The 17,045-nt window shown below is 68.2% G+C and carries 15 protein-coding genes; 11 read left to right on the forward strand and 4 right to left on the reverse strand.

Translation table 11 applies throughout. The features are described from left to right. The first annotated feature begins 57 nt into the window (after positions 1–57). The 7 genes from AX769_RS05825 (at position 58) to AX769_RS05855 (ending at position 10,085) form a co-directional block, all read left to right on the forward strand. Positions 58–576 carry a tetratricopeptide repeat protein gene (locus AX769_RS05825; protein WP_066283222.1) on the forward strand — a complete coding sequence of 173 codons (519 nt, stop codon included), beginning with the start codon at positions 58–60 and terminating at the stop codon, positions 574–576. A gap of 281 nt (positions 577–857) precedes the next feature. Further along, positions 858–3,254 carry a polysaccharide lyase 8 family protein gene (locus AX769_RS05830; RefSeq protein ID WP_082763520.1) on the forward strand — a complete coding sequence of 799 codons (2,397 nt, stop codon included), beginning with the start codon at positions 858–860 and terminating at the stop codon, positions 3,252–3,254. Beyond that, positions 3,251–4,294: a LacI family DNA-binding transcriptional regulator gene (locus AX769_RS05835; RefSeq protein WP_066276997.1), complete on the forward strand. Its 1,044-nt coding sequence runs from the start codon at positions 3,251–3,253 to the stop codon at positions 4,292–4,294. The genes AX769_RS05830 and AX769_RS05835 overlap by 4 nt, the downstream gene beginning before the upstream one ends. Positions 4,295–4,347: 53 nt before the next feature. Then, the gene (locus tag AX769_RS05840; RefSeq protein ID WP_066277000.1) at positions 4,348–5,970 is read left to right on the forward strand and encodes an FAD-dependent oxidoreductase; all 1,623 of its coding nucleotides are present in this window, start codon (positions 4,348–4,350) and stop codon (positions 5,968–5,970) included. A 34-nt stretch (positions 5,971–6,004) separates the two neighbouring features. Beyond that, on the forward strand, positions 6,005–8,146 hold the full coding sequence (locus AX769_RS05845; protein ID WP_066277003.1) for a hydantoinase/oxoprolinase family protein: 2,142 nt from the start codon (positions 6,005–6,007) through the stop codon (positions 8,144–8,146). After that, entirely contained in the window at positions 8,143–8,796 is a 654-nt protein-coding gene (locus tag AX769_RS05850) for a hypothetical protein (RefSeq protein WP_204249328.1), read from the forward strand. The genes AX769_RS05845 and AX769_RS05850 overlap by 4 nt, the downstream gene beginning before the upstream one ends. A gap of 2 nt (positions 8,797–8,798) precedes the next feature. After that, on the forward strand, positions 8,799–10,085 hold the full coding sequence (locus tag AX769_RS05855; protein WP_066277005.1) for a transporter: 1,287 nt from the start codon (positions 8,799–8,801) through the stop codon (positions 10,083–10,085). A 42-nt stretch (positions 10,086–10,127) separates the two neighbouring features. Here AX769_RS05855 and AX769_RS05860 read toward each other — a convergent pair whose 3' ends face one another. Beyond that, positions 10,128–10,760: a helix-turn-helix domain-containing protein gene (locus AX769_RS05860; protein ID WP_066277008.1), complete on the reverse strand. Its 633-nt coding sequence runs from the start codon at positions 10,758–10,760 to the stop codon at positions 10,128–10,130. Here AX769_RS05860 and AX769_RS05865 point away from each other — a divergent pair. Next, on the forward strand, positions 10,759–11,367 hold the full coding sequence (locus AX769_RS05865; protein WP_082763521.1) for a trans-aconitate 2-methyltransferase: 609 nt from the start codon (positions 10,759–10,761) through the stop codon (positions 11,365–11,367). The genes AX769_RS05860 and AX769_RS05865 overlap by 2 nt on opposite strands. A 5-nt stretch (positions 11,368–11,372) precedes the next feature. Here AX769_RS05865 and AX769_RS05870 read toward each other — a convergent pair whose 3' ends face one another. Continuing rightward, the gene (locus tag AX769_RS05870; RefSeq protein WP_066277010.1) at positions 11,373–12,617 is read right to left on the reverse strand and encodes a sensor histidine kinase; all 1,245 of its coding nucleotides are present in this window, start codon (positions 12,615–12,617) and stop codon (positions 11,373–11,375) included. A gap of 214 nt (positions 12,618–12,831) precedes the next feature. Beyond that, positions 12,832–13,269 carry a MerR family transcriptional regulator gene (locus tag AX769_RS05875; protein WP_066277013.1) on the reverse strand — a complete coding sequence of 146 codons (438 nt, stop codon included), beginning with the start codon at positions 13,267–13,269 and terminating at the stop codon, positions 12,832–12,834. A gap of 119 nt (positions 13,270–13,388) precedes the next feature. Here AX769_RS05875 and AX769_RS05880 point away from each other — a divergent pair, with 119 nt between their 5' ends. Continuing rightward, positions 13,389–14,240, forward strand: a complete 852-nt coding sequence (locus AX769_RS05880) for an SDR family oxidoreductase (RefSeq protein WP_066277014.1) — start codon at positions 13,389–13,391, stop codon at positions 14,238–14,240. A 30-nt stretch (positions 14,241–14,270) separates the two neighbouring features. Next, entirely contained in the window at positions 14,271–15,041 is a 771-nt protein-coding gene (locus AX769_RS05885; protein ID WP_066277016.1) for an SDR family oxidoreductase, read from the forward strand. Between the two features lie 79 nt (positions 15,042–15,120). On the opposite strand, the gene AX769_RS05890 is transcribed toward AX769_RS05885, so the two are convergent. Continuing rightward, complete coding sequence (locus tag AX769_RS05890) at positions 15,121–16,050, reverse strand: LysR family transcriptional regulator ArgP (RefSeq protein WP_066277022.1); 930 nt, start codon at positions 16,048–16,050, stop codon at positions 15,121–15,123. A 68-nt stretch (positions 16,051–16,118) separates the two neighbouring features. Here AX769_RS05890 and AX769_RS05895 point away from each other — a divergent pair, with 68 nt between their 5' ends. Further along, the gene (locus AX769_RS05895) at positions 16,119–16,838 is read left to right on the forward strand and encodes a LysE/ArgO family amino acid transporter (RefSeq protein ID WP_066277024.1); all 720 of its coding nucleotides are present in this window, start codon (positions 16,119–16,121) and stop codon (positions 16,836–16,838) included. The last annotated feature ends 207 nt before the right edge of the window (positions 16,839–17,045 follow it).

Consider the following 17,045-nt stretch of genomic DNA (forward strand, 5'->3'; position numbering starts at 1 on the left):
GATATTCTGTCGTCCCGGCCTCCGCGGCCTGCTTGATCCCTCTTGGAGGACCGGACCATGCCAGACACTCTCGACGCACAGCTCGACGGCATCTTCGCCGCCCGGGACCGGGGCAACATGCGCCCAACCATCGATGCCCTTCTGCCCCTCTACGAGAAGCACCCCGAGAATCCGAGGGTCCTTTACGAACTCGGCGGTGCTTACGACACCGCGGGTGAAGAAGCGACGGCGCTCGGTTTTTACGAGCAGTCATTGGAGCGAGGTCTGACGGGAGATATTCGTCGCCGCTGCTATCTCCAATACGGAAGCACTCTCCGCAACCTCGGCCGGATCGAAGAATCGCTGCGAGTCTTCTCGCGGGCGCGTGCTGAGTTTCGGGATTCTGTGGCTCTAGGAGCCTTCGAATCCCTCACGTTGCACGCGGCCGGACAGGTGAACACCGCCCTTGCGAGCCTTCTCACTCTCTTGGCCGATCACGTCATTGCGCCTGAACTCGAGAGGTACAAGCCCGCCTTGCGAGATAACGCTGACTACCTCGCTTCCCTAGATCACGAGCCCGCAGGAAACAACCGGTAGACCACCCCGTCCGGCCGGCTGATCGGCGCCAAGAACAATGTGCACGGAACGGGTTCCCATCCGTTCCCCTAGTGCTGATCCCTCCGGCGTACAGGCGAGTGCCGAAGTCCGTGCTGACGGGTTCTGAAAACGATGTCCGAGGCTGGGGTTCTACGTCGGCTCGGAAAGTCTTCACACTCATTTCTCTTGCTCATTGGTATTAGCAGGTGGATCGTCCTTAGAGTCGTTTCCGTTGCGGTTCCACATCGAGGTGGTGCCGCCCAGGACGAAGGGACTCGACCATGTCGTCGACGAACGAGGATCACACCGTTTCACGCCGCACAGTTCTTCTTTCCGGGATAGCTGCTGTGCCGCTCCTCATGGGCGCGGACGCCGTCTTCAGAGCCGCACCGGCACGCGCGGCCACGACCGTGGACTTCACAACGCTGCGCACGCAGTGGCTCGACACGCTCATCGGCAGCTTCGACCTGAGCGACACGGTCGTGGCCAAGTACGTCACCGACTCCGCGGCCGTCGCGCAGTCCCTCTGGGACTCCCTGGACACATCGGCCTCCCGCACCTACCTCTGGTCCGACCTGAATAGCAGTACGACGTCCGCCATTCAGACGACCGCCGCCGGTCGGCTGCGAACACTGGCTCTAGCGCTCCATTCGCCGGGCTCGTCCCTGAGCGGCAACGCCCAACTGCAGTCGGACCTGACGAGCGCCTTCGACTGGTTCCTCGCCAACGAATACGGCCCCAGTGTCCATTCGTACGACAACTGGTGGGACTTCGAGATCGGGATCCCGCTCGCCCTGAACGACTTCTGCATCGTCATGTTCGACGACCTGACATCGACGCAGATCACCACCGCCACGACGGCTATCGCCCACTACGCCCCCGATCCGACGATCACCGCCGGAACCACCTCCACCGGGGCCAACCGGAACTGGGCCTGTTCTATCGCTCTGGTTCGCGGTGCTCTCAGTCAGGACGCCACCGTCATCAGCGGCGCGAAGACGGCCTGGGAGACCATCTTCACCTACTCGACGAGCGGCGACGGGTTCTACACCGACGGCGGTTTCGTGCAGCACGTCTACTTCGCCTACACCGGCGGATACGGCAACTCGCTGCTTCAGTACCTCACGTACTCGATGAAGGCCGCAAGTGGGACCCCGTGGGCTTTCGGCAGCGACAAGATCGCCGAGGTCTACACCTGGACGCAGAACAACTACCGCCCGTGGATCTTCGGCGGCGCGATGATGGACATGGTCCGCGGGCGCAACCTCTCCCGCTTCTACGACACCGACCACCGCTCCGGCCGTCTCGCCCTCTCGACACTCGTGCAGCTGGCATCCGTCCTTCCCGCAGCTCAAGCGGCCACGGTCAATGCCGAGACCAAGGGGTGGATCGCCGCCGACACCGCCCAGCCCTACTTCACCTACGACTCCGCACCCATCGAGCAGGTCCGCCTCGCATCCATCGTCCAGGGCCGCGCCTTGGCGACGAACACCGGCGTCACCGCGGTCGGCGAGTCGATCAGTACCGTGATGGCGCCGTCCATGGCGCGAGCAGTGCACCGCCGGCCGGGGTTCGCCTATGCGATCGCCATGGACACGGCGGCCATCCACCCCTACGAAGCGGGCAACCTCGAAAACCAACAGGGCTGGTACACCGGCGAAGGCGCCGTGTACCTCTACCTGCCGAACGAACTCGCGCAGTTCACCAACGAGTTCTGGCCCACCGTCGACAAGTATCGGATCCCTGGTACGACGCTCGACACGAAGACCCTCAGCGACGGTGTCGGACGGACGACCACGAACACCTGGGCCGGAGGAGCACTGCTGGACGGTCGCGCCGCCGTCGGCATGGGCCTGTCCTTCAGCGTGCAGACCCTCGTCGGCAAGAAGTCATGGTTCTGTATCGACGACGTCATCGTGTGCCTCGGCGCTGGCATCACGTCGACCGACGGACGAGACATCCAAACGATCGTCGAGAACCGCAACATCGGCCCGAACGGCAGCGTCACTCCGGTGATCGACGGTCAGACGGTCCTCACCATGCCGAGCAGCGCGCCGACGGCCTTCACCCCTCGCTGGGCCTGGATCCCGGGTCAGTGCGGCTACGTCTTCCCCGAGGGGACCACGATTCAAGCCGTCAGGGAGGACCTCTCCGGCCAATGGACCGACATGGACCTCCGCGGGGTCTACGACGACGACACCGACTACACGCGCAGGTTCATCTCCTTCTGGCTCGACCACGGCGTGAGCCCGACCAACGCCAGCTACTCCTACATTCAGATGCCCGGCGCCACGCAGGCGGCGACCTCCGCCATGGCCACCTCCACCGACATCCTGACGATGGCCAACACAGCCCAGGTGCAGGCCGTCACCCAGACGAGCACCGGCATCACCCTGGCGAACTTCTGGAGCGCTTCCGCCCCGAAGGCTGCCGGCATCACCGTGAGCCAACCCGTCTCCGTCGTCGTCATCAAGTCGGCCAACGCCGTCGACGTCGCGGTCAGCGACCCGACGCAGCAGCTGACGGGCAGCGTCACCGTGACGATCGACGGAGCCGTCACGAGCACGACAGCGGTGGACCCCGGAGTGACTGTCGAAGCGACGTCGCCGAACCTCACGATCTCTGTGGCGCTCTCGGGTTCCGCTGGCAGATCGTTCGTCGCCCGGTTCGCCAAATGACGACCCGCGCGCCCCGTGTGACGCAGCGGATGATCGCCGACATGGCAGGTGTCAGCCAACCCACGGTGTCTCTCGTGCTGAACGGGAAAGCCGACACGGCCAGCCGCATTCCGCCAGAAACTCGCGACCGTGTCCTCCGGGTCATCCGGGAGACCACCTACGTCGCCAACCCGGTGGCCCGAAGTCTCGCAGGGGTCCGCAACAACCTCATCGGCGTCTTCACCTACGAGCACGCCTTCCCCAACGATTCCTCAGACTTCTACACGCCACTGCTGACGGGCGTCGAAAGCGCGGCGGAACACCTCGGCGCCGACCTGCTGCTCTTCACCAGCACACCGTTACTCGACGGGCGCCGCCGCCTCTTCCACGAGTCCAGCCGACTCCGTCTGGCTGACGGCTGTCTGCTCCTCGGACGGGAGATGGACGCAGCGGACCTCGAGCGCCTTGTCGACAGCGGCTACCCGTTCGTCGCGATCGGTCGACGCGAGGCGGCAGGCGGTCGCGTGCCCTACGTCGGTGTCGACTACGCCTCCGCCTCTCGTAAGCTCGCAGATCTCGCCGTCCAGGCCGGCCACGAAAGGTTCGCGTCCATTCACCTGCCGACCACGGCCGAGTCGACGACCGACCGACGAACGGGCCTTCTCGATGGTCTCTCCGGCCACGGACACACGACGGAGTTCACGATCGGCGACAAGTCGCTCGGAGACATCTGGAAGGAGATCCGGGCGTCTGACGCCACAGTCGTCTTCGTCGAGGACCCGCTCGATGCGCAGGCCCTCTTCGACCTGGGCGCTGTCGAGGGCGTTCACGTACCGAAGGATTTGTCGATCGTAGTGCTGGGCGAGCACAGCCGACCGATGGAGCGGGCCGTCGACTTCACACGGCTGAGCGCCCCTCGCCCGGAACTCGGCTCTCGCGCCGTGGCACTGCTCCATGAGGTGCTGAACGGAACGCGAGGCACGGATCCGCTGCCCCGGCAGCAGTTGCTCGACGCCGCCATCGTCACTGGAGCCACACTCGCACCGCCACCCTGTGCCTGACTTCCCCCGCCACTGCTGTCTTTCCCACCACCCCTGTTCCAAGGAGCACCAGAATGCCCAGCACCATCCGCACCCTCGATACCGACGTCGTGATCATCGGTGGTGGCCTCGGCGGAGTCGCCGCGGCGATCGCCGTCTGCCGAGCCGGCCGCCGCGCGATCCTGACCGATGAGACCGATTGGCTCGGCGGTCAGATGACCAGCCAGGCCGTGCCGCCCGACGAGCACCCCTGGGTCGAGCAGTTCGGCATCACCGCAAGCTACCGAGCCCTCCGTGAAGGGATCCGCGACTACTACCGCCGCAACTACCCTCTTCGACCAGAGGCAAGAGCCCTGCCCGAACTGAACCCGGGTGCCGGACGTGTCAGCAAGCTCTGCCACGAGCCGCGCGTCGCGGTCGCGGTGATCGACGAGCTGCTCCAGCCGTACCGTTCGGCCGGTCTCCTTACGGTGCTCTACGAACAGCGACCCACTTCCGTTCACATGGACGACGACCGATGCACGGGCGTGACCGTGGTGGCCGACGACGGAACCGAGACGCGGCTCGCCGGGGCGTACGTGCTCGACGCGACCGAGACCGGGATCCTGCTCGATCTCGGCGGCGTCGAGAGCGTCATCGGGGCCGAAGCCAAAGCTGAATTCGACGAGCCTCATGCGCCGGACGCCGCTCAGCCTCTCAACCAGCAGGGCATCACGTTCTGCTTCGCCGTCTCGCACCACGACGGAGAAGACCACACGATCGACAAGCCGGAAATGTACGACTTCTGGCGCAGCTACCAGCCAGCGTTCTGGCCCGCGCCGCTCATCGGCTTCGTGGCACCCGACCCGCGCACTCTGGAAGCCGGCACCCGCACCTTCGAGCCCAACCCTGACGTCGATCCCCTCGCGGTCAGCGCTGATCAGAGTGCGGATGCCGGCGACAAGGAACTATGGGGCTTCCGCCGGATCCTCGCACGCAAGCTCTTCGCCGACGGCACGTTCGACTCCGACATCTGCGTCGTCAACTGGCCACTCAACGACTATTGGCTCGAACCGCTCATCGGCGCGGGCGACACCACCGCCGAGAAGGCCCTCGACGAGGCCCGGCAGCTGTCACTCTCGGTGCTGTACTGGCTTCAGACCGAGGCGCCTCGTGCCGATGGCGGGTTCGGGTTCCCGGGCCTGAAACCTCGCCCCGACGTCACCGGCACGACCGACGGCCTCGCCAAAGCGCCCTACGTGCGAGAGGCACGCAGGATCAAGGCGGTCACCACGATCACGGAGCGCGACGTCTCAGCCGACCTGCTGGGCGTCACCGGGCGCACCCGGTACGACGACTCGATCGGCGTCGGCAGCTACCGCCTCGACCTGCACCCGTCCACGGGAGGTGACAACTACGTCGACGTGCCGAGCGTGCCGTTCGAGATCCCACTCGGAGCCCTGATCCCGCGCCGAGTGACGAACCTGCTGCCGGCCGGCAAAAACATCGGCACCACTCATATCTCGAACGGCTGCTATCGACTGCACCCCGTCGAATGGAACGTCGGCGAGGTCGCCGGAGAGCTGGCCGCATTCTGCCTCGACTCACCCCTCGAACCCCGCGACGTCCAAGCCGACCCCAACACCTTCGCCGACTTCGCAGCAGTGCTCGACCGCCACGGCATCGAGCGCCGCTGGCCCGAAGTCCAGGGCTACTGACACCCCCATCCCCTGTAAGAGAGGTCACAACGCAGTGAAACCCAACGCTCTGAGAATCGGCATCGACGTCGGCGGCACTTTCACCGACGCCGTCGCCATCGACGCCACCACCCTCCAGCTGGTCGGCCAGATCAAAGTGCCCACCAGCCACGACCACCCTGACGGCGTCGCCCACGGCATCGTCGTCGCCCTGAACGGCCTCCTCGAGTCGGTCGGCCGAGACGCCTCCGACGTCGTCTTCCTCGCCCACGGAACCACCCAGGCAACCAACGCCCTTCTCGAGGGCGACGTCGCACCGGTCGGGCTCATCGGAATCGGCAACGGCCTCTCCGGAGCGTTCGTGAAGCGCCTCAGCGCGCTCGGCAAGATCGACATCACCGAGGGCAAGAAGCTGCCCGTGCACTTCGAGCAGCTGAAAGACGCCGGCGACACGCTTGCCCTGAACGCCATCTTCGACCGCTTCACGGAGGCGGGCATCGGATCGGTGGTGGTCACCGAGCCGTTCAGCGTCGACGACTCCATCGGCGAGAACACCGTCGCTCAGGCGGCCCGACGCCAGAAGTTCCTCGTCACGGCCACGCACGACATCTCGTCGCTCTACGGGCTCGGAAAGCGCACCCGCACGGCCGTGCTGAACGCGGTGATCCTCCCAAAGATGTTCGCCACCGCCGACCTCGTCCAGGCGAGCATCGACGCCGCCGGGATCACGGCGCCGCTGATGGTGATGCGATGCGACGGCGGCGTGATGTCGCTCGACGAGATGCGCCGACGCCCGCTCCTCACCGTGCTCTCCGGCCCCGCCGCCGGAGTTGCGGGAGCCCTGATGCAAGAGAAGGTGAGCGACGGGATCTTCCTCGAGACCGGCGGCACCTCGACCGACATCTCCGTCATCCGACGCGGCAAGGTCGCCGTGAAGTACACCGAGTTCGGCGGCTCGTCGACGTTCCTGTCGGCCCTCGACGTCCGCACCGTCGGCGTCGGCGGCGGATCCATGGTCCGGGCTCGTCTGGACGCGTCACCCGCGGTGATCCACGTCGGCCCGCGCAGCGCGCACATCGCCGGCCTGCCCTACGCCTGCTACGCCGAACCCGGGCAGCTCGACGGCGCCCGGCTCGTCTCGATCGCGCCCATCGAGGGCGACCCTGCCGACTACGTCGCGCTCGAATCGAGCTCGGGCCGGTTCGCCATCACGATGACGTGCGCGGCCAACGCCCTCGGTCTCGTCCCCGAGCACGACTACGCCCACGCCGACCCGGCGACATCACGTGCAGCACTCGCACCGCTGGCCGCCGCCCTCGGCACCGACATCGCGGCCGCCGCCACCCAGGTGCTGGCCGCCGGAGCCGCCCCGGTCCAGGCCGTGGTCGACGCCATGATCGACGACTACCAGCTCCCTGCCGAATCCGCAGTGCTGATCGGCGGAGGAGGCGGGGCCGCGTCTGTCACGCCATTCGTCGGATCGCAGTCGAAGCACGACTGGCGCATCGCCGAGCACAGCGAAGTCATCAGCCCCATCGGCGTCGCACTCGCGCTCATCCGCGAACAGGTCGAACGGGTGATCCCCGGTGCGACCGACGAGCAGATCCTCGCCGTCCGTCGAGAAGCGGAACAGGCCGTCATCGCCCAGGGCGCCTCGCCCGCCGACGTCGCCGTCGACGTGACCGTCGACCCGCAATCCAACACGGTCCGAGCGATCGCCACCGGCGCCACGGAACTGCGGACGCAGGATCGCACGCACCAGGTCACCGACGACGAACTCTTGAACGCTGCCGCCAAGAGCTTCGACGTCGCCCCGAGAGCAGTGGAGATCCTTGCCTCGACCGACAGCCACGTCGTCTTCGGCACACCAGGCAAACGACGGCTCCTGGGGTCGGCGCGTCAAGCCGTACGCGTCATCGATCGCGACGGCGTCATCCGGTTCGTCTCGCCAGACGCCCGAGTCGAGCAGTCCACCGTCGGCGCCGGCGGGGACTTCCTGCCCCGCCTGATCGACGAGACCACCTCCTACGGCGACGGCGGTTCACGCGCCCCCGCCCTGCAGCTTCTCATCGGCCCGCGGATCGCCGATCTCTCGGGCGTGCTGGACGAGTCGCAGCTGATCTCTCTGGCCCGCACCGAAGTCGAAGGACGCGACCGCGACGAATCGCTGGTCGCCGTACTGGAGGCCCGGAAATGAGCGCTGCGCAGGCAGCTGCCACGACCCTCAGCCGAGCAGAGATCACTCGGATCCGGCGCCTCATCGACGTGGACGACCCCGCCCTCGGCGCGCGGCTCCTCTCCGGGGTCACGACGAACGAGTCCCGGCCCGATTCCCAGGTGCTCGAATGGAGCGCTCGCGCGCAGGAGTTCGGCCGATCGCTCGCCCGAGCCGGCCGCGCCGCCGACGACGTCACCGTCATCGAACGCACGGGGGGCCTTCACGACGGCGACCCGGTGATCGCCCGCTACAACTCCCGAAAGCACACCGTCGAGCTGTTCACCGACAGCGTCGACTTCTGCGAGCACCTCGTCGACGAACTCGGCTGGCGCACTCTCTTCCCCACAGGATCGATCCGCGCTGCGGCGACCGCCCACGAACAGGCCCACGAGCTGGTCATCCGCGATCACGCCCGAGAGCTCCGCGAGGCCGTCGGCCAGACGATCTTCCGCATCGGCCGGCATCGCCGCTACGCCTACGTCGCCGGCGCCGACGAACTCGCCGCCCACGCCTTCGCGCAGGCGACACTCGGCCTCGACCGCTCGCCCCTTCTCGTCACCGCGGCCGCGATGGCCGCACTCGACGGCCCCACTGGCAACGACGCCGACACCACTCACAAGGAGAACTGACCATGGGTATCGCCATCATCGTCATCATGGCGGTGGGGGTCGTCTTGATCCTCACCGGCAAGGTCCCCACCGCGTTCGCGCTTGTGCTGATCGCGGTGGCGATTGCCATCGTGGCCAAGGCGCCGCTGTTCGGCGCCACCAACAGCATCCTGCAGACGGTGCTCAGCGACGGCGCGATCAAACTCGCCTCGACGATGATCGCCATCCTCCTCGGATCCTGGCTCGGGTCCCTGATGCGAGAGACCGCTATCGCCAGCACACTCGTGCGCAAAACCGTCGAGTTCGCAGGGGAGCGTCCCGTCGTCGTCGCGCTCGGCGTGCTCGTGATCTCGGCTCTCTGCGGCGCGGTGACCGGCTCCGCTCCGGCCGCCCTTCTCGCCGGTGTCATCGGCATTCCGGCCATGATCGCCGTCGGCGTGCCGAAGGTCACCGCCGCGGGCACCATCCTGATGGGCATCGGCGCAGGTGCCCCGTTCGAACTGCCGACCTGGCAGTTCTTCGCCACGACGCTGAACCTCACCATTCCCGAGGTGCGATCCTTCCTGATCCTGCTGTTCCCGTTCGCCGCCCTCGCCGCGATCGCCTACGTGCTCATCGAGGTCCGCCGCCGAGGCACCGAGCACTCCTGGTCGCTTGCCGCGATGTCGCAGCGACGCCAGGAATCGCGGCGCCAGCGTCTCGGCGACGCGCCGTGGTTCGCCCTGCTGACCCCGGTCATCCCGATCGTGCTCGCCCTCGCCCTCCAGGTGCCCATCATCCCGTCCCTCCTCGTCGGGGTCCTCTTCGCCGTCGTCACGACCACCCGGCCGCGCCTGTGGACGACGCGCCTGCTGAAGTCGCTGTACGACGGGTTCCGCGTCGCCGCACCGCCCATCGTCCTGTTCATCGCCATCGGTATGCTGCTGTCGGCCGTCGCCTTGCCCGGCGCGGTCGGTGCGCTGGCGCCGATCGTCAAAACGGTTGCCCCGACGAATATCTGGCTGTACGTGATCGTGTTCTCGATCCTCGTGCCTCTGTGCCTCTACCGCGGGCCCCTGAACATCTTCGGCCTCGGTGCAGGGATCGCCGGCGCCCTGACGGCGATCGGCTTCTACTCGCCGATGGCCGTGCTCGGTCTCATGTCGTCGTACAACCAGGTGTTCGGCGTCGGCGACCCCACGAGCACGCAGACCGTCTGGGCGGCGCAGTACTCCGGCGTCAAACCGCAGCAAGTGATGGTGCGGGTGCTGCCCTACGTGTGGCTCGTCGCCATCGCGGGCATCATCCTCAGCGCCGTCAAATTCCTCTGAGCGGGCCGCGTGCCCCAAGGCCGACGGAGGACGGAGTTCTCATCAGTCGGTGTCGTCGGCCCCGGAGGGCGGTCCGGTGTTTGTCGGCGTCTGCCGGTCGTGCGAGGCCCTCCTGTGTCCAGGCATGTGGGCCCGCTCGCCGTCGTGATCGAAGATGGTCAGGATCTCCGCGGGGCCGTCGTGCGCGAGGATCGCGTGCGGTGTCATGGTCGGGAATTCCGCGGCCTGTCCCTCGCGCACCAGAATGTTCCGCTCACCGAGGCGGAGGCGGATGGTTCCGCTCAGCACGGTGAACCACTCGTAGCCGGGATGGACCCCGGGGGCACTCATCTCTCGCTCGGGCGTGATGCGCATCTTCGCGATGGTGACTCCCCGGCGATCGCGTTCGCGAGAGAGGAGCCAGATCGTCGATCCGGCCTGTGCTTCGGGCTCCGGGCGGATGACGACGTCCTCGTCGTCGTCCGGCTCGACGAGCTGATCCAGTGTCGTGCCGAGAGCGGCGGCGATGGGGACGAGCTGATCGAGTGCGATCCGCCGATGCCCTGTCTCGATCCGGCTCAGAGTCGACGCCGACAGGGAGCAGCGGGCGGCGAGCGTGTCGAGCGTCCACCCTCGAGCGAGTCGCAGGCTGCGAATTCGTTGACGGACGACTTCGTCGAGGGGTTCTTGCGTCATGCGCAAGAGTGTATGCCGATATGGCATTCAGTGCTTAGCAGACCTCGGCGCAGGGACCGGTGCCGGCACCGTCGCCCTCGCCGCCCGTTTCACGGGCGCGCGAATCCACGCGCTGGATGCGTCGGCCACCATGATCGAGCGAATCCTTGCGCCCGCGGTGGCATCCGGCGTCTCGACTCAGGTCGAGACTCATCTCGTCGATCTCGACGGCGACTGGCCGAGCGTCGCTCCCGACGGTGCCGATATCGCCTGGGCGTCCCTCTCGTTGCATCACACGAGCAATCCTGCACGGGTTCTCCAGCAGGTCTTCGACCTGCTCCGGCCCGGGGGCGTCGCCGTCGTGACCGAGTTCACCGGGGCCACTCGCTACAGCCCCACCGACCTGGGAACCACCAGCGAAGGACTCGGCGAACGCATCGTCGCGGCCCTCGCCGCGCAGGGCTACCCCGTGACCGCCGACTGGGCGCCGCAGCTCGCCGCGGCCGGCTTCGGCCCAATCGAACGTCACGAGTCCTTTGTCACCGTCTCGGCGGCGACGAGCGTCGGTGCGCGTTTTCTCGAACTCCACCTGACCCGCAGCCGAGAGCTGCTCCGCCCGCCGGCGTAGCCGGCTCACACCCCGCCCACCTCGACCTCCTCCGCCGCCACCCCCGGCCACCGCAGCGTCACCACAGTCCCGGCCCCCGGCGAACTCTCGATCGTGGCGAGCCCGCCGACGGCCGCGATCCGCTCCAGGATCGAGACGCGCACACCGAGACGCTCCGACCGCACCGACGTGTCGAACCCCGCGCCGTCGTCGCCGACGACGATCACTGCGACGCCGTCCTCGTGCGCGACCGACACCCACCGCGAGGCCCCGTCGCCCGCGTGCTGCCGGCTGTTGACGAGGGCCTGCGCCGCAGCGTCGCCGAGCGACTGGGCGATGTCGGCGTTCAGCCGGAGGTCGCCGGCGAGGTCGGGCGTCGTGATCCTGGCGTCGGGGTCGACGTGCTGCAGACCTGCTTCGAGCCGATCGCGCACTGAGACGAGGCCGACCGTGCCGACGCCCGACATCGGCGCGTGCGCGGCGCTGGCGAGCCGAACCATGCTGGCTTGTGCGAGCGCCACCGCGAGGCCGCGCTCTTCGGCCGAGTAGGCGCGGCCGGCCGACAACAGTGTCGTGAGCACGCCGTCATGCAGGATCGAGTCGACCTGGGTCCGCTCGACCTCGGTGGCGTGCGCGCGCACCGCGTCGGAGTACCGCGAGACGGCTCCGGACTGCGCGGCGTCGACATCGCCGGCGGCCCGCCGCAGCAACTCGGCGAGGATCAGGATGCCCGCGCCCAGGATCGCCGCGAACACCGAGTCGAGCAGCGCGTGGCCCGGCGTCGCGCTCCCGCCCGAGGGGGTCAGGCGCACCGCGAAGTAGGCGACGGGCACGATCACGAGGTAGATCGCCGCCACGGTCGGGCTGAAAGCGATCGCGGCGGCCGCCAGCGCGACGTTGAAGACGTACCAGAGCCACGGGGGAGAGGCCTGGACGTGCGCCGGATCCTGCACCGACAGCGGCCAGGTCAGAAGGGCCACCAGGTAGATGATGGGCACGCTCGCGGCCACGACCGAGACGAAACGCGCGGCGAAACCGGCGATGGCGGTGGCGAGCAGGGCCGTGAAGAGCAGGATGGTGACCATCTCGCCCCAGGGCTGCTTCAGCTCGCTCTGCTGCACGATGGCGAACGAAACCGACTGCACGCCGAAGACGACGCTGAACACGCCGACGCAGCGGGCCACGATGCGTTCGATTGACTGGCCCGTGATCGGTTTCGCCGGCCCGCGGCGCCCGGTGGCAGGCGCGAGAGTCGGGTCGCGGAGGGTCATGGTCGGGTAGGTCCTGCTCGGGTGGCGTCGTGCCCGTCGGGGGGGTGCGGGCTGGCGGATGCTCGAACACTAACAACGGCTGTGGTTGAAAAGAGCCGACAACCCCGATTTCAACCGCATTTTGGGGGTGTCAGGATGCCGATGGCGTCGCGATCCGGATGACGCCCGGCCCCGCGCGGGTGCGAGCGGGTCAGGGCACGGGTCAGGGCACGGGTCAGGGCACGTCGCAGACCGGCCCGCCGGTCGCCCAAAGCGATGCCGCCGACCCCGCCTCGAGATGGCTCTCGTAGATGCCGATCTTGTGGTCGATCACCTCGAGTGCTGCGGTGATCTCGGCGAGCTGCTCGCGCACCCGTTCGCGGTGGCCGGTCAAGAGCTCGAGGCGCTCGAGCTCGTTGCCCTCGCCCTCGCGGGCGAGGTCGGCGTAGCGGTGGATGTCGGCGAGCGGCATGCCGCTGCTGCGCAGCCGCGTGCAGACGTTCAGCCACATCACCTCGTCGGCGTCGTAGACACGTCGACCGGCCGAGTCGCGCGCGACGGGCCCGATGAAGAGCCCCTCCTGCTCGTAGAACCGCAGGGTGTGCACACTGAGCCCGGTCTGCGCGCTGACCTGCCCGATGGTGAGCCGCCCGGAGTCGATCGTCGTCGTCATGCGGGTGATCGTACGCGCTTCAGACCCCGCCGAAATCGCGCTTGACCTCGAGTCCACTCGAGCTCGTAGCGTCGCATTCGTGCCGCGGAGAAAGGCTTCGGGGTACGGAAAGGCACCACATGTCAACCACCTGGCTCATCACCGGAACCTCGTCGGGGCTCGGCCGCGAGATGACCCGTCAGCTGCTCGCCGAAGGCCACCGCGTCGCCGCGACGCTCCGCCGCCCCGAGGCCCTGGACGACCTCCGGGCCGAGTACGGCGACCGGCTCTGGGTCGCCGCGCTCGACGTCACCGACACGCTCGCGGTGCGTGACGTCGTCGACCGCGCCTTCGCCGACCTCGGCACCATCGACGTGGTCGTCAACAACGCCGGGTACGGCGTCTTCGCGAGCGTCGAGGAGGCGAGCGACGACCAGATCGAGCGCGTGCTGCGCACCAACGTGATCGGCTCGATGCAGGTCGTGCGGGCAGCGCTGCCGCATCTGCGCGCCCAGGCGAGCGGTCGGATCCTGCAGGTCTCGAGCGCGGGCGGCCAGGCCACCTACCCGAACTTCGGCTATTACCACGCCTCGAAGTGGGCCATCGAGGGCTTCAGCCAGACCGTCGCCGCCGAGATCGCGCCGTTCGGCATCGGCCTGACGATCGTCGAGCCGGGCGCGACTCAGACCGGCTTCAGCACGGGCCTGCAGACCGCCCCGGTCATGCCCGAGTACGACGCCGGCCCCGCGGGCGACACTCGCCGCGCCATCGAGCGGGGCGACTTCGCGATCGCCGGCGACGCCGTGAAGGTCGCGCGGGAGATCATCCGCTCGACGTCGGTGACACCGGCGCCGCTGCGTCTCGTCCTCGGCCGCGACTCGTACGACGACGTGCTGCGCCAGCTGCGAGCCCGTGTCGAGCAGATCGAGCCGCAGCGTGAAGTGGCCTACTCGACCATGCTCGACTCCGCCGCACCCTGCGCCGCCCAGTAGTCCCAGCATCGGCCCAGTAGTCTCCGTGGAATGACCGACACCGCCCTCGTCACCGGCGCCTCCACCGGCATCGGCAAAGCCTTCGCCCGACAGCTCGCCCACGACGGCCTCGACCTCGTGATCGTGGCCCGCAGCGCCGACAAGCTCGAGGCGCTGGCCGACGAGATCCGCAGCGAGACGGGGCGGCGGGTCACAGTCCTCGCGCGAGACCTGGGGGTGCAGGATGCCAGTGCTCACCTGGTCGACGACGTCGCCTCAGCCGGCATCACGGTCGATCTCCTCCTGAACAATGCCGGGTTCGGGCTCCATTCGCCCGTCGCCACCTCCGACCCCGACCGGCTTGCGGCCATGGTGCAGCTCAACTGCGGTGTGCTCACCGAGCTGACGCAGCGCTTCCTCCCCGGCATGCTGAAGCGGCGCCACGGCACGATCCTGAACGTCGCCAGCACGGCCTCCTTCCAGCCGATCCCGACGATGGCCGCCTACGCCGCGTCGAAGGCGTATGTGCTCTCGTTCACCGAGGCGCTCTGGCACGAGGTGGCAGGTCAGGGCGTGCGCGTGCTGGCGCTCTGCCCCGGCCCGACCGACACTCCCTTCTTCGAGGTCGCCGGCGAGGACTTCTCGGGCGCCGGCAAGCGCACCACCGACCAGCTGATCGCCACGGCCAAGCGGGCGCTCGCCCAGGGCCGCCCGAGCGTCGTCGACGGCCTGCCCAACGCGCTGCTCGCCCGCACCGCCCGCTTCGTGCCGAAGCGCCCGGCCCTCTGGGGCGCAAAGCGCTACGTCGCGCCTCGCTCCTGACCCCCCCCGCCCTTACCTTTTCGGCTCGTCCTGACCATCTCGCCGGTAAGGCCGAGCCGAAAAGGTAAGACTCGTCGGGTTAGAGGGGGAGGAGGGACGCCGCAGCCCCGCGGGCGACGGCTGCGGTCACGGAGTCGAGCAGCGCCGACCGCAGATTCCACCGCTGCCAGTAAAGAGGCACGTCGACCGGCGAGTCCGGCGCGAGTTCGACGAGCTCGCCCGCCGCGAGCGGCTCGAGACACTGCTGCTCGGGCAGCATCCCCCAGCCGAACCCCAGCACCACCGCCCGGGCGAAGTCGCCCGACGTCGGGATGAAGTGCCGCGGCCCCGAGCCGGGCCCGCCCGCGGTGTCGCGCAGGAAGGCGTCCTGCAGGTCGTCGGCGTTGTCGAAGTGCACCGCCGGGGCCGACCTCAAGGCAACGAGTTCAGGATCCTGCGCCCCTCCCGTCCCTCCCGGCAGCCACTGCTCGCGGAAGGCGGGCGAGCACACCGCCCGATATCGCATCGCCCCGAGCGCACTCGTCACGCAGCCCTGCACCGGCTCGCGCGTCGACGTGACCGCGGCGAGGACGGTGCCCGAGCGGAGCAGCCGCGTCGTGCGCTCTTGATCGTCGCGGTGGAGGTCGAACGCGACACCGAGCTCGTCGCCCAGCCCGGCAAGCGAGGGGAGGAACCAGGTGGCGAGGCTGTCGGCGTTGACGGCCAGCGGCATCCTGGTGACCGGCCGCGATTCGTCGGCGGCGTCCGGCCCGGCGCTGTCGCCCGCGAGCTCTCGCCGCGCGTCGGCCTCGAGCAGCGCGACCTGTCGGGCGAACCGCAGCATCACGGTGCCGGCCTCGGTGAGCGTGACCGGGGTGGTGCGTTGCACCAGCACGCGGCCGGCCTCCTGCTCCATCGCCTTGACGCGCTGCGACACGGCCGACGCCGTCACATGCAGCCGCCGCGCCGCCGCGTCGAAGGTGCCCTCGTCGACCAGCGCTGACAGCGTCTGGAGCTGTTCGGTCTGCATAAGCCGATCTTATGCACCGTGAAATTCATTAGCTGTACTTCAGCAGCGTCAACCGTCACGGTAGAGGCATGCCCGCCCCTCTTCTCGCAGCCCTGCTCGGCCTCGTCACCGGCCTGTCGCTGATCATCGCGATCGGCGCGCAGAACGCCTTCGTGCTGCGCCTCGGCATCGGGGGAGTCACCCGTCTCATCGCCCCCGTCATCGTCATCTGCGCTCTGTCGGACGCCGCGCTCATCGCGGCGGGCGTCGCCGGCATCGGCGCTCTCGTGCAGGCGGCGCCCGTCACTCTCGTGATCATCCGCGTCGTCGGCTCCGCCTTCCTCATCGTCTACGGGCTGCTCGCGGCGAAGCGCGCCCTGCGGCTGGGCGCGCTGGTGGCCGACCCCGACACGATCGCCGTGACGAGCTCGACGACCGCGACAGCCGCGACGGGCCCAGGAGTCGACGGCGCAGGATCCGACGGCGCAGGATCCGACGCCCCTCGCCTCCGCACCGTCATCCTCACGGCGCTCGCGTTCACGTGGCTCAACCCCCACGTCTACCTCGACACGCTGCTCTTGCTGGGCTCCGTCGCCAATCGGCAGGGCCACGAGCGGTGGTGGTTCGCCGTCGGCGCGCTGATCGCGAGCTGCCTCTGGTTCGCAGCTCTCGGCTTCGGGGCCCGCCTGCTGCGGCCCGTTTTCGCGCGGCCCGCGGCCTGGCGGGTGCTCGACGCGATCATCGCCTGCGTGATGATCGCCCTCGGCATCCGGCTCGCCGTCGGCCCTGAGCTACCTTATACCCGCTGATCGAAAAAAGGTCAACGACCCACTAGACAGGGCGCGTCGGGGCGTACTATTCTTGACCCTTGCGCTACCCATGCGTTCAGTCGTCATATTGCGGTCGTCTGAAGCCTGATTCGAATATCGCGGCGAATCAGCGGGTGTCTCGTCCGAGTCCCACGACTCCCCGACACCAGGGTTTGCTCGTTTCACCACAACGTACTGTCCGACAGA

The organism is Frondihabitans sp. PAMC 28766 (assembly GCF_001577365.1).
Lineage (GTDB): Bacteria > Actinomycetota > Actinomycetes > Actinomycetales > Microbacteriaceae > Frondihabitans.

Excerpts from the sequence above, each read along its gene's own strand:
- AX769_RS05895 (WP_066277024.1), top strand. The coding sequence starts at position 16,119 with ATGCCCGCCCCTCTTCTCGCAGCCCTGCTCGGCCTCGTCACCGGCCTG.
- AX769_RS05875 (WP_066277013.1), bottom strand. The coding sequence starts at position 13,269 with ATGACGACGACGATCGACTCCGGGCGGCTCACCATCGGGCAGGTCAGC.
- AX769_RS05850 (WP_204249328.1), top strand. The coding sequence starts at position 8,143 with ATGAGCGCTGCGCAGGCAGCTGCCACGACCCTCAGCCGAGCAGAGATC.
- AX769_RS05835 (WP_066276997.1), top strand. The coding sequence starts at position 3,251 with ATGACGACCCGCGCGCCCCGTGTGACGCAGCGGATGATCGCCGACATG.
- AX769_RS05870 (WP_066277010.1), bottom strand. The coding sequence starts at position 12,617 with ATGACCCTCCGCGACCCGACTCTCGCGCCTGCCACCGGGCGCCGCGGG.
- AX769_RS05880 (WP_066277014.1), top strand. The coding sequence starts at position 13,389 with ATGTCAACCACCTGGCTCATCACCGGAACCTCGTCGGGGCTCGGCCGC.
- AX769_RS05860 (WP_066277008.1), bottom strand. The coding sequence starts at position 10,760 with ATGACGCAAGAACCCCTCGACGAAGTCGTCCGTCAACGAATTCGCAGC.
- AX769_RS05855 (WP_066277005.1), top strand. The coding sequence starts at position 8,799 with ATGGGTATCGCCATCATCGTCATCATGGCGGTGGGGGTCGTCTTGATC.
- AX769_RS05825 (WP_066283222.1), top strand. The coding sequence starts at position 58 with ATGCCAGACACTCTCGACGCACAGCTCGACGGCATCTTCGCCGCCCGG.
- AX769_RS05890 (WP_066277022.1), bottom strand. The coding sequence starts at position 16,050 with ATGCAGACCGAACAGCTCCAGACGCTGTCAGCGCTGGTCGACGAGGGC.
- AX769_RS05840 (WP_066277000.1), top strand. The coding sequence starts at position 4,348 with ATGCCCAGCACCATCCGCACCCTCGATACCGACGTCGTGATCATCGGT.
- AX769_RS05830 (WP_082763520.1), top strand. The coding sequence starts at position 858 with ATGTCGTCGACGAACGAGGATCACACCGTTTCACGCCGCACAGTTCTT.
- AX769_RS05885 (WP_066277016.1), top strand. The coding sequence starts at position 14,271 with ATGACCGACACCGCCCTCGTCACCGGCGCCTCCACCGGCATCGGCAAA.
- AX769_RS05865 (WP_082763521.1), top strand. The coding sequence starts at position 10,759 with ATGCGCAAGAGTGTATGCCGATATGGCATTCAGTGCTTAGCAGACCTC.